Annotated in this window: 7 protein-coding genes; 2 read left to right on the forward strand and 5 right to left on the reverse strand. The window is 74.7% G+C overall.

From position 1 onward, the window contains the following. Positions 1-64 precede the first annotated feature (64 nt). Positions 65-4,645 carry a DNA repair ATPase gene (locus ACFV6I_RS21795; RefSeq protein ID WP_380427107.1) on the forward strand — a complete coding sequence of 1,527 codons (4,581 nt, stop codon included), beginning with the start codon at positions 65-67 and terminating at the stop codon, positions 4,643-4,645. A gap of 61 nt (positions 4,646-4,706) precedes the next feature. Here ACFV6I_RS21795 and ACFV6I_RS21800 read toward each other — a convergent pair whose 3' ends face one another. The 3 genes from ACFV6I_RS21800 to ACFV6I_RS21810 form a co-directional block, all read right to left on the reverse strand. Next, on the reverse strand, positions 4,707-5,786 hold the full coding sequence (locus tag ACFV6I_RS21800) for a restriction endonuclease (protein ID WP_380427108.1): 1,080 nt from the start codon (positions 5,784-5,786) through the stop codon (positions 4,707-4,709). Between the two features lie 98 nt (positions 5,787-5,884). Then, positions 5,885-7,573, reverse strand: coding sequence for an FAD-dependent oxidoreductase (locus tag ACFV6I_RS21805; protein WP_380427109.1), 1,689 nt, complete (start codon positions 7,571-7,573; stop codon positions 5,885-5,887). Between the two features lie 94 nt (positions 7,574-7,667). After that, positions 7,668-8,597, reverse strand: coding sequence for a diiron oxygenase (locus ACFV6I_RS21810; protein WP_380427110.1), 930 nt, complete (start codon positions 8,595-8,597; stop codon positions 7,668-7,670). A gap of 213 nt (positions 8,598-8,810) precedes the next feature. Between ACFV6I_RS21810 and ACFV6I_RS21815 the strand changes: the two genes are divergently transcribed. Further along, on the forward strand, positions 8,811-9,506 hold the full coding sequence (locus ACFV6I_RS21815) for a tyrosine-protein phosphatase (protein WP_380427111.1): 696 nt from the start codon (positions 8,811-8,813) through the stop codon (positions 9,504-9,506). Positions 9,507-9,601: 95 nt separating this feature from the next. Here the strand turns inward: ACFV6I_RS21815 and ACFV6I_RS21820 are convergent, their stop codons facing one another. Beyond that, on the reverse strand, positions 9,602-10,654 hold the full coding sequence (locus ACFV6I_RS21820; protein ID WP_380427112.1) for an alpha/beta hydrolase: 1,053 nt from the start codon (positions 10,652-10,654) through the stop codon (positions 9,602-9,604). 445 nt (positions 10,655-11,099) lie between these two features. Beyond that, positions 11,100-12,158 (reverse strand): RNA ligase family protein, encoded by a 1,059-nt coding sequence (locus ACFV6I_RS21825; protein WP_380427113.1) that lies wholly within the window; start codon positions 12,156-12,158, stop codon positions 11,100-11,102. Positions 12,159-12,306: the final 148 nt, after the last annotated feature.

Raw genomic sequence — 12,306 nt, forward strand, 5'->3', positions numbered from 1 at the left:
GCGCGCGGTCTGATCCTTGCGCGCCCGCTCCCCCCCACTCTCGTCGTCCGGGTTCGCCGCTGGGGTGGCCGCGGGCCCCCGGGCGGGGGGCGCCCGGGGCGCCGCGCCGCTCGGGGAGGTCCTGAGCGTCCACCACCCCGACCTCACCCCCGCCCCCGCCGAGGGCACCCTGCTGGACGACCCGCGCCTGCGCCAGGACCTCGCCGACCTGCACCGCTACTTCCGCGACGCCCGGCTGGAACGACTGCGCCCCCTCGGCGGCCGCCTGCTCGCCGTCTTCCGCACCGGCCCCGCCGCCGCCGACGTCCGGGTGCTGCGCTGGCGCCCCGTCGACGACCTCGCCGACGACGGGCACCCTGCCTACCAGGACGGGCGCGGCGAACGCGACCACACCGCCGCCGACGGCCAGCAGCTCGCCTGGACCGTCCTCACCCGGGACGACCAGCTGCCCGCCGCCCCCGGCAGCCCGCCGCGCGCCGACCTCGGCGGCGAACTCCGGCTCGGCATCGACGGCGGCCGGCTGACCGTCACCGCCCCCGACGGCCGCGAGCTGCACCACGAACCCCTCGCCGAGGCCCTGCAGACCCTCGCCGACGCCCAGATCGCCCACGCCCGGCTCGGCACCCTGCTGCTGGTGCGCGTGCGCCCGTACCAGGAGGAGACCGTCCGGCACCTGGTCTGCCATCTGCCCACCGGCCGGGTCACCCGGATCGACGCGCTCGGCCAGGCCTGCCTGCGGCTGCCCGCCGACCAGGGCGTGGCCTTCCCCGGCGGCTGCCACCTCACCGACGGCACCGTGCGCAGCTACGACCAGCCGGTGGACGGCCTGGCCTACGAGCGCACCCTCGTCTCGCCCAACGGCGAGGACGTGCTGTACGAGTTCCGCTCCCCCGCCGACGGCCGCGCCCTGCTCCAGCCGTACAACAGCGTCCGCCAGGAGGCCGCCGCCCCGCTGCCCTGCCAGGGCTACGCGCTGCTCGCCGACGGCACCCTGATCGCCCTCCGCCCGGCCGAGGACGGGCCCACCCGGCTGCACCCCGTCCAGCTGTGGCAGACCCCGTTCACCAGCGAGCGCCACGCCGCCGCGCAGCCGCCCGGCACCGGCCCGCTCGCCCGGATCGGCAACGCCGACCTGGTCCGCGGCCTCGCCGACTGCCTCTCCCTGGCCCGGCTCGCCGCCGCCGGCGCCGACACCCCGGCCGGCCACCAGGCCGTCCTCGCCGCCTGCACCCGCACCGCCGACCGGCACCACTGGCTGGGCCAGCCCGGCCTCGGCGACCTCGCCGCCCCGCTCGCCGAGATCCGCGACACCGCCCGGCAGGTCATCGCCGAGTACGAGGCCGTCGCCGAACTCACCGCGCACGCCGCCCGGCAGACCGAACAGGCCGCCGAGCACGTCGAGGGCCTGCTGCGCACCGCCCGCGGCGAGACCCTCGCCGACGCCGCCGAATGGGTCGACCGGCTCGCCGGGCTGCGCCGCGCCCAGGGCCGGGTCGAGGCGCTGCGCGACCTGCCGCGCGCCGAGCCCGCCCGGATCGACGCGCTCGCCGCCCACCTCGCCGAGGGCCTGACCGAGGCCGCCGCCCGCGCCGTCGGACACCTCGCCGAACCCGAGGCCTTCGCCCCGCACCGCCGGCGCGCCGGCGAACTCGCCGACCGCTGCGCCGCCCTCGCCACCGCCGCCGGAGCCGAGCCGCTGGGCCTCCAGATCTCCGAGCAGAGCGAGGCGTTGCAGACCGTCTCGGAGCTCGTCGGCACCCTCGACCTGGCCGACGCCACCACCCGCACCGCCATCCTCGACCGGCTCGCCGACGTCCTCGGACTGCTCAACCGCGCCCGCGCCGCCCTCACCGTCCGCCGCCGCGACCTGCGCACCCGCGAGGCCGCCGCCGAGTTCGCCGCCGAAACCGCCCTGCTCGCCCAGGCCACCACCGCCGCGCTCGCCGCCGCCGACACCCCCGAGGCCTGCGACGACCAGCTCGGCCGACTCCTGCTGCGGATCGAGCAGTTGGAGACCCGCTTCGCCGACGCCGACCCGGCACTGGGCGAACAACTCGCCGACCGGCGCACCGGAATCCACGACGCCCTCACCGCCCGCCGCCAGCACCTGCTGGAGGAACGCGCCCGCCGCGCCGACCGGATCGCCGCCTCCGCCGAACGCATCCTCGACACCCTGCACCGGCGGCTCACCGCCCTCGACACCGCGGCCGAGATCGACGCCGCCCTCGCCGCCGACCCGACCGCCGTCAAACTCCGCGACCTCGCCGCCCAGTTGACCGCACTCGGCGACCGGGTCCGGGCCGAGGAGCTGACCGGACGGCTGCGCGCCGCCCGTAGCCGCGCCCACCGGGCCCGACGCGACCGCGCCGAACTCGCCGGCGACGGCCCCGACACCCTGCGACTGGGCCGCCACCTGTTCGCCGTCACCACCCAGCGGCCCGAACTCACCCTCGTCCCCTGGCGCGGCCGCCCCGCCTTCACCCTCACCGGCACCGACTACCGCTCCCCCGTCACCGACCCGGCGTTCGCCGCCACCGAGCGCTACTGGGGCCGGCCGCTGCCCTCCGAGACCCCCGCGCTGTACCGGTCCGAATACCTCGCCGCCAGTCTGCTGCTGGCCGCCGAACCGGACGGGCTGGACACCCTTCGTGCCGAGGGCGACCTGCTGGAGTTCGTCCGCCGCGCCGCCGAACAGCGCCCGGACGAGGGCTACCAGCGCGGCGTCCACGACCACGACGCGGCGCTGCTGCTCCGCGCCCTGCTCGAACTCCACGCCGAGGCAGGCCTGTTGCGCCACCCGGCGACGGCCCGGGCGGCCGCGCAGCTGTACTGGGCGCACGGCGCCGACGAGCGGCAGCGACTGGTCTGGCACACCCGGGCCCGCTCGCTCTCCCTCGCTCGCACCCTCGCCCGGCAGGCCTTCGGCGCCGCGCCGCGGCTGGGCCTGCCGGCCGCACCGGACCCGGCCGCGCCAGCCCCGGCCGCACCGGCGGCCCTGACCGCGCTGTCCGACCTGTCCGACGAACTGAGCTCCGCCGTCACGGAGTTCACCTCGTGCCCGCAACCCGCCGGCCCATACCTGGTGGCCGAACTCGCCGCCGCCACACCCACGTTCGCTTACGCGCCGGGGGCCGCAACCCTGCTCGACAAGTTCCACGCCGCACCCGAGTCCGCCGGTCTCACCGAAGCGCTGGCCGCACTGCCCGCCGAGCCCGCGCTGCTGCCCGCCCGACGCCAACTCGCCCAGGCCTGGCTGGAGTCCAGCGCCGTCGACGCCGACCCCGGCGACCTCGCCGAGGCCGCCGCCGCGCTCCTCTGCCCGTCCCTGCCGCGCCGGCCCGCCGAAGGCACCGCCACCACCCGCCTCACCGGCCTGCTCGGCGACCACCCCCGGCTCCCGGGCGGCGCGCTCGACCTTCGCCTCGACGAACTCCTGGCCCGGGTGGCGGAGTTCGCCGCCACCGAGGCCCCCGGATACCGCGCCTACCAGCGACTGCGCGCCGACCTGCTGGCCGCCGAGCACACCCGGCTACGGCTCGACCAGTACCGGCCGGCCCCGCTCAACGGCTTCGTCCGCAACCGACTCATCGACCAGGTCTACCTGCCGCTGGTCGGCGACAACCTCGCCAAACAGCTCGGCACCGCCGACGCCGGCGGACCGGTCGACCGCAGCGGCCTGCTGCTCCTGGTCTCCCCGCCCGGCTACGGCAAGACCACCCTCGTCGAGTACCTCGCCGAACGGCTCGGCCTGCTGCTGGTCACCGTCAGCGGCCCCGCGCTCGGCCACCGGGTCACCTCCCTCGACCCCGCCGAGGCCCCCGACGCCACCTCCCGCCGCGAGATCGAGAAGCTCAACTTCGCCCTGCACGCGGGCGACAACGTGCTGCTCTACCTCGACGACGTCCAGCACACCTCGCCCGAGCTCCTCCAGCGCTTCATCCCGCTCTGCGACGCCCAGCGCCGGATCGACGGGGTGTGGGACGGCGAGGCCCGCGAGTGGGACCTGCGCGGCAAGCGCTTCGCCGTCGTCATGGCCGCCAACCCGTACACCGAGTCCGGCCGCCTCTTCCGGCTGCCCGACATGCTCGCCAACCGCGCCGACGTCTGGAACCTCGGCGACGTCATCGCCGGGCGCGAGGACCTCTTCGCGCTCAGCTTCGTCGAGAACGCCCTGCCCGCCAACCCGCACCTGGCCCCGCTCGCCACCGCCGAGCGCGCCGACCTGGACACCCTGCTGGCCCGCGCCACCGGCACGCCGGGCGGCCCCCTCACCGGCGCCTGGCCCGCCGCCGAGGCCGAACGGATGACCGCCGTCCTCGCCGGACTGCTCCACCTGCGCAGCACCGTCCTCGCCGTCAACCGCACCTACCTGGCCTCCGCCGCCCAGGACGACCGCACCCGCACCGAACCCCCGTTCCTCCTCCAGGGCTCCTACCGCAACATGGCCAAACTCGCCCAGCGCCTCGACCCGGCCCTCACCCGCCCCGAACTCGACGCCCTCCTCACCGACCACTACCGCGCCGAAGCCCAACCCCTCGGCGCCGACGCCGAAGCACAGCTGCTGAAGCTGGCCGAACTCCGAGGCTGCCTCACCCCCGCCCAGGCCACCCGCTGGGAGGAGCTCAAGCACACGCGGCGGGGCTGACGGCCGGCGGCGCTCCCCACGTCAGGGGCCGGTTCGGCTCCTCTGCACCGCGCTACGGGGTCTACACCTCGGCGCCGCGTTGAGGGGCCAACGCCTCGGCGCCGCGCTGGGGGGCCAACACCTTGGCCAGCGGGGTCCGCTGCTCCGCCCAGGACACCAGCATCTCGCGGTCGATCAAGGTCGCGCCCACCGTCGGCAGGGCGGCGAACTCGCGCGCCGGCTTCGAGAACCCACGGTTCGTCACGATGAGGATGATCCCGGCCTGGAACACCGCCCTGGCGCCGCCGAGCGCGTGCTGCACGACCGGCTGGCCGACCGTCGCCCTCGGGTCACCGGAGTGCTTGCACTGCACCATGAACGGGACGTTCAGGTCGGTGACCCCGAGGACGTCGCCGCCCATGTCACCGGCGCCGCCCTGCACCCGCGTGACGGTGAACCCGTCCCGTTCCAGCAGCGCCGCGACGGTGTGCTCGAAGGTCGTGAAGTGACCGTCGTCGATCTGCCCCAGGGTGATCGTGCTGCGCTTGGAGAACGCCTCGGCGGACATTCGTTCGTCGAGCATCCGCTCGTCGAACGTCCTTCCGTCCGCCGTCCCGTCGTCGTCCATGTGCCACTGGCGGCGGCCGAGCTTCGCGACCACCTCGACGGCGACGGCCCGCGCCTCCCAGTCGATCTCACCGAGGCCGTCCGCGTCCCACGGGGGCGCCGCCTCGCCACCGCTCTCCGCCGCCGCCTCGCCCGGGCGTCCGGCCCAGTACTGGCGCTCAAGGCCGCCGAGAGTCCTCCGCAGGCCGCACAGGTCGCGCTGCCACCCCCGGATCCGCAGCGTCAGCGACCCCAACCACCGCTCCAGGTCCGGGGGCGCCGGAAAGAGGCTGAGCTCCTCGGCCCGCGCGGCCGCCCGCTCGATCAGGTCCACGGTGTCGATCACCGTCTCGATCAGATCGACGGTGTCGCGGAGCGAGCGCCGGAGCCCCTTCGCGCCGACGGTGTGCCGGACGAGCACCATCGACTCACTGCGGTACCGATCGCCGAACCGGTCGCGGTCCCGCTCGTACGAGAGCCACCGCTCCAGGGCCTCGACCGCCTGGTCCACGAACCACCGCAGGTCGCCGTGCTCGTCGTCCTCGTACTCGTACATTCCGCCCCTCCCGTGAACCACCGGGGGCAGCCTAGGCAACGGGTCCGACACTGCGAGCGGCGCCGACCAGTGCAGACCAGTGCCGACCCGCTGCCTGTCTACCGTCGGCGGGCGGCCGCCAGCAGCTCGGGGACGGTGGCGAGCTTGACGCGGGGACGGCCCTCGGCCTCGCCCCGGGCGCGCTCCGCCCGCTCCACGGCCCGCAGTCCCTTGAGCCCGACGGCGTCCGGGCGACGGTGGCGGACGAGGCGGTCGAAGTCCGTGCGGCTCGCCGCCGGGGCGGCCAGCGCGCGGGCCGCCGCGTCGTCCAGGATCGCGGCCACGGTCTCGCGGGCGCAGGCCCGGTTGGCGCCGATCCCGCCGGACGGCCCGCGCTTGGCCCACCCCACCACGTACGCCCCGGGCAGCGGCCGCCCCGTCGCCGGGTCCACGACCCGCCCGCCCCGGTGAGCGACCGTCGCCGTCCGCTCGTCGAAGGGCAGCCCGGGCACCGGTACGCCCCGGTGCCCTATGGAGCGCACCACCAGGCCGGTCAGCAGCGTGTCCGTCTCCCCGGTCGGTTCGGCTGCCCGGCCGCCCGCGAGGGTGGTCCGGGCGACGGTCAGGCCCGTCACCCGCCCGGCCCCGGTGAGCGCGGTCGGCGCGGACAGGAAGCGCAGCACGATCCGCCGGCCCGGCGCCGGCTCGGCGCCCCCGTCGAACGCCACCAGCGGCAGCCCGGCGAGCAGCGCGGCCCGCGCGTCCGACGCGGTCGGCGCAGCGGCCGTCCCGGCCGCCTCCTCGATCGCCGCCCGCACCTCCGGGTGGTCCTCGACCACCACCTCGATGCCCGGCAGTTGCCGCAGCGCCAGGAACTCCGCCTTGGTCCAGGCCGCTTGGGCGGGCCCGCGCCGGGCGAGCAGCACGACTTCCCGTACCCGGCTGCGGCGCAGTGCGGCGAGGGCGTGGTCGGCGATGTCGGTGGTGGCGAGCCGGTCTGGGTCGGTGAGCAGGATGCGCGCGATGTCAACGGCGACGTTGCCGTTGCCGATGACGACCACCCGTTCGGCGCCGGGCCCGGACAGCTCCACCGCGTCGGCGGGCACGGTCGGTTGGGCGTTGTACCAGCCGACGAAGGTGGTCGCGGGCAGGCTGCCCGGCAGGTCCTCGCCGGGGATGCCGAGCCGCCGGTCGGCGGCCGCGCCGACGGCGTACACGACGGCGTGGTGGTGGGCGGCGAGTTCCTCGTGGGTGAGGTCGGTACCGATGTCCACGTTGAGGTGCATCCGCAGCCGGGGGTCGTGGAAGACGCCGGCGAAGCTGTCCGCGATGCGTTTGGTGGACTGGTGGTCGGGCGCGACCCCGTGCCGCAGCAGGCCGCCGGTGACGGGCAGCCGGTCGATCATGGTGATCTCGGCGCCGGTGCTGCGCAGCAGTTCCTGCGCGGTGTACCCGGCGGACGGGCCGGTGCCGACGATGGCGACGCGCAGCGTGCCGAGCCCGTCGGGCAGGCTGCGCGGGAAGGTGGGCGCGCCCCAGGCGTGGTCGTTGGGGTGATCGCGGTACCAGTCCCGGTTGAGGTCGCCGAACACGGTGTCGGGCCCGCGCAGCCGGTCGACGGGGAACACCGCGTCCACCGGGCAGGCGTCCGCGCAGGCGCCGCAGTCGATGCAGGCCGCCGGGTCGATGTACAGCATGTCGGTGGTGCCGAACTCCGGTTCGTCCGGGGTCGGGTGGATGCAGTTGACCGGGCAGACGGACACGCACGAGGCGTCGTTGCAGCAGGTCCGGGTGATCGCGTAGGCCATGGCCGGGGTGGGGTCCCTCGCTACAGGTGGTGAAGTGCGGGAGTCGGAGCCTTTGTTGATGTTCCGCCTTTGACGTATCGCCTTTGACGTGTCGTCAGAGCATGTGGATGCGCCGGTAGATGGCGGCCGAGCGGCTGGTGAGCAGCCCGGTCTCGGCGAGGAACGCGATCAGGTGCCGGGAGCTGGTGCGCATCATCGCCTTGCGGTGCTCGTTGGCCCGCACTTCGGCGATCGCCCGCTGGGTGTCGAGCCCGGCGGCCCGGTAGACCCCGGGGTGCACCATGCTGGAGACGATGACGTACGCGCCGACGGCGATGCCGGTGGCCGAGGCGCGGCGGCGGGCGGGGCCGGCGTGGCGCACCCGTTCGCGGATCTCCTGCCGGGCGAACTTCATGTGCCGCGACTCCTCGACCACATGGATCCGGGAGGTACCGCGGACGATCTCCAGGACGTTCTCGCCGCGCATCCAGTCGCGCTGCATGACGTCGAGCACCTCTTCGGCCACCAGGATGCCGCCGTAGGCGAGTTCACCCTTCGCCAGGGCCTTGAACGCGCGCCCGGCCTGGGCGATGACCTTGTTCGGCCGGTACACGGGGACGCCAATTTTCTCGCAGGCGCGGGCGAACATGATCGAGTGGCGGCACTCGTCGGCGATCTCGGTGAGCGCGAACTGGAACTCGGCGTTGGCGGGGTTCTTCAGGTACTGATCGCGCAGCACCATCTGCTGGAGGATCATCTCGAACCATATCCCGGTGTTCATGATCGAGCAGACCTCGTGCCGGGTGAGGGTGACCCGCTGCTGCTCGGTCATCTCGTCCCACAGCCGGGTGCCGTAGAGGGTGCTCCACTCCGGGTTGAGGCCGTAGTGGTCGGCTGGGAGGGGCGCGTCCCAGTCGATCTCGGTCGAGGGGTCGTAGGAGAGGGTCGCGGCGGACTCCAGCAGCCGCTTCGAGACGTCGTCGTCGGCCGCGGTGTGCCCGTGCGCACTCGCCGCCCGCCCTGCCGCCGCGTTGGTGAGAGCCATGGCTGCCTCCAGATGCCTGCCCCTACGGGTGCCCGCTCACCCGCTTATTAGACGGACAGTACAATAAGAGCCCGCCGCCGAGAACCCCCTGCGCAGCACCGGACGGGCGCACGACCACAACTCCCGCGCCCCCTCTCGTCCGTGGCCTCCCCCAGCCACTCCCTCCGCCCTCTCCGCCCCCTCCACCCCCTCCACCCCCGGATACAGTGAGGCGTGATCACCGACCAGCCCGAGGCGGATCCGGAGCGCGTCGCCCCCACCGGCGTACGGAACTTCCGCGACGCCGGCGGCGTCGGCTCCCTGCCGCGCGGCGTGCTGTACCGCTCCGCCGCCCTGCACGACCTGCACGGTCTCGCGGCGGAGGGCGCGGACACGCTGCGGCGCCTCGGCCTGCGGACGGTCGTCGACCTGCGCAGCGACCCGGAGGTGGCGGAGCGCCCGGACGCCGTCGACCTCGTCGACGCCCGGTACCTGCACGCGCCGGTCTTCACCGAACGGCGTTGGCCCGCCGACCAGTTGGAGCTCTACCCGCTGATGACCGAGCGCGCCGGCGCGGCATCGGTGGCCGTTCTGCGCCGACTGCTCGCCGGTGGGGGCGAGGCCGCGCCGGTCCTGGTCCACTGCGCCTCGGGCAAGGACCGCACGGGAGTCGTCGTCGCCGTCCTGCAGACGCTGCTGGGCGCCTCCGAGGCGGAGGTCCTCCAGGACTTCCTGCGCTCGAACGACGAACTGGGCCTGACCAACCAGCCACCGGCCGGGGCCGCGCACAACGCCCTGCCCGTACACGAGGTGCATCTGCGGCGGGCGCTGCTGTCGATCCGGAGTCACCACGGATCGGTGGCGGAGTATCTCCTCGCGCACGGCGCGCAGGCGTCGGAGCTCGCCGCGGCGCGGCGGATCCCGGCCTGAACGAGCCGCCGGGCAGGGGCCGTTGAGTCCTCCGAACGAGCCCCCGCCCGGTGCTGCGCCGAGCGCCTCCGATCCGTACCGCCCCTGGCTGCGCGCTACGCGGCGCCCAGCGCCTGCCGCAGCGCCTCGGCCGCCTCCGCCGTCGCCTCCCGGAAGCGGCGACCGATGCCGAGGTAGCTGGCGTAGCCGTGGATGAGGTCCGGCTGCCGGCTCAGGCGCACCGTCACCCCGGCCGTCTTCAGCGCCTCGGCGTACGCCTCGCCCTCGTCCCGCAGCGGGTCGAAGCCCGCGGTGCCGACGTACGTGGGCGGAAGCCCGGACAGGTCGGCGGCGAGCAGGGGCGACAGGCGCGGGTCCGTCCGGTCGGCCGGCGCGGGCGCGTAGCGGTCCAGGAACCAGTCCATGTCCGCGCTGGTCAGGAAGAAACCGTCGGCGAACAGGTCGCGCGAGGGCCGCCGGACGGAGGCGTCGACCGCCGGGTACAGCAGCAACTGGAACACCGGCGCCGGACCGCCCCGCCGCACCGCCGCCTGTGCGGTGACGGCCGCCAGGTTCCCGCCCGCGCTGTCGCCGCCGATCGCGATCCGCTCCGGATCCGCGCCCAGGTCGGCCGCCTTGGCGTACGCGAAGTCGAACGCGGCCAGCGCGTCGTCCGCAGCCGCCGGGAACGCGTGCTCGGGCGCGCGCCGGTACTCCACCGACAGCACCCGCACCTGCGCCCGCTGCGCCAGGAACCGCACCACGTGGTCATGGCTGGCCCGACTGCCGACCACCCAGCCCCCGCCGTGCAGGTACACCAGCAGCCCGGAACCCGCCGCCAGCCCGCCCGGCGTGTACAGCGTGGCCGCCAACTCGCCGTACTCCTGCGGGATTCCGACGCTCCGGACGGCGACCGGCTGGATCGTCGCCCCGCCCACCAGGTACCGCGCGTGCTCCATCGCCTCCCGCGACGACCCGACCCCGGCGGGCAGCACCAGGGCCGCCTTCGACAGGCGCTGCAACTTGAGGATCAACTGCGCGTCCAGCGACAGCACTTGACCGTCCCGCACCACCGGCGCGCCCGCGATCGCACGCCTCAGCCCTTCCGGCAGCGCGTACGCGCCCCGGACGACCGCGGCCTGGATCCGGACAGGGAAGGGAATCGTCATCTCTGCTGCCTCCTGGAGCCTCACCCGGAGCCCTCGACCGGGGACTCGGACCGGGAGCCCATGATGGGCCCGACCCACCCCAGACGGAAGCCCCCCTCGACGCCCCCTTCACCCACCCTCGACCGCCGACGCCCTCTCCGGCAAGAAATATGTAGACCGGTCTACAGTTTCTCCATCACCCACTTGCACCGCCTCCATCCGCACAGGAAGTCGGCCAGACCGACTTCCTGTGCGCACACCACCCGGGCGGCGGCATGGAATCAGTAGACCGACCGACATATTTTTCCCGAACGCCCCTCCCACCCCCACGCCCCGCCCACCCTTGCGCTGTCACCCTTCGGTCGGAGTCGGCGACGGGCCCTCCACATGGGCGGGCGACTTTCTTCAGGAATCCTTCCGCGCCCGATCGACCCGACCGACCTGACCAGCCTGACCAGTCAGGCCGTCAGCCGGGCCGGCTCGTCGGCGAGCACCGGTCCTCGGCGTCGAACGCCGCCAGGAAGCGCGCTCCGGGCCCAAGGGTGGCTTCCAGTGCGCGCAGGACATCATCGTCCAATCCCCCCACCGCCTCGGCGAGTTCCTCCGACACGTCCCGGGTGAGCTCCGCCGCCACGACGTCCTCGGGCGCGCGCGGACCGAGCTTGCTGACGGCGGCTGCCGCCCGGGCAGGGGTGAGGAGTGCCGCAGCCTGGACCAGGAGCCAGGCGGGGACCCCGGCCGCGCCCTGCGGCGGCGGCAGGTACGGGCGGGCGCCGTCGTAGCGCTCGTCCTCGGCGAAGGCCTGCTGCTTCACCTTCACCACCGGACGCGCGCCGACCGCCTCGGGGCCCGTCTCCCGCCAGGTGCCGGCGGGTTTGAGGACGTAGCCCTCGGCGAGGTTGTCGGCGAGTTCGGGGAGCCCGAGGAGCGCGGGGACCAGAGTGGGGAAGGCGGCCGGCAGTTCCTGGAGCACGGTGAGCGCGCCGCGTCCGATCAAGGGGACGCAGGCGAGGCCGGCGGTGGCCGCACCGCCACGCAGGTCGCGGTCGGAGATCCAGGACCGGCCCTCGGTGGTGTCGACGGTGGCGTCGAAGAGCAGCCACCCCAGCCCCGGCGCGTACCAGACGCCGGTCTGTACGGGCTCGACTCCGGCGACGGCGGACACATCGGGGTGCGGGTAGCACCCGCCGGCCAGTTCACCGTAAACAGTCACCACAGCACCCGCGCCCCCACCTGCACCCCCTCCCGCCGCCTCGCGCACCGCCGAGGCGAACCGGGCGGCCGCCACCGCCAACGCCGGCCAGACCCGGCTGACGCCGAAGAAGCCGTCCAACTCGTCCTCGCCCAGGAGCTCCCGCCGCTTGGCCGGACGGACCGCACCCCCCTCGCAGACCACGGCGAAGTGCGCCCCGTGCACCTTCTCCACCGCGACCCACTCCCGATTCCCGGACGCGGAGAGCCGCCCCCTCCCCGAGATCTTGGGGTACGGCCGCAACGCGGAGCCTTCGAACCTGGTGTCAGCCACACCCGAAATCATCGCCGCGAGCCGCACCCCCGGACAACGGAGTTTCCCCTCCCACCACAACCCCCGCTACCCGCAGCCCCAGCCGTCACAGAGCGCCCGCCCAGATGGGCCACCACAGGCCGGTGGGCCTCGACGCAACGTCGAGGCC

It is taken from the genome of Kitasatospora sp. NPDC059803, assembly GCF_042732255.1.
Lineage (GTDB): Bacteria > Actinomycetota > Actinomycetes > Streptomycetales > Streptomycetaceae > Kitasatospora.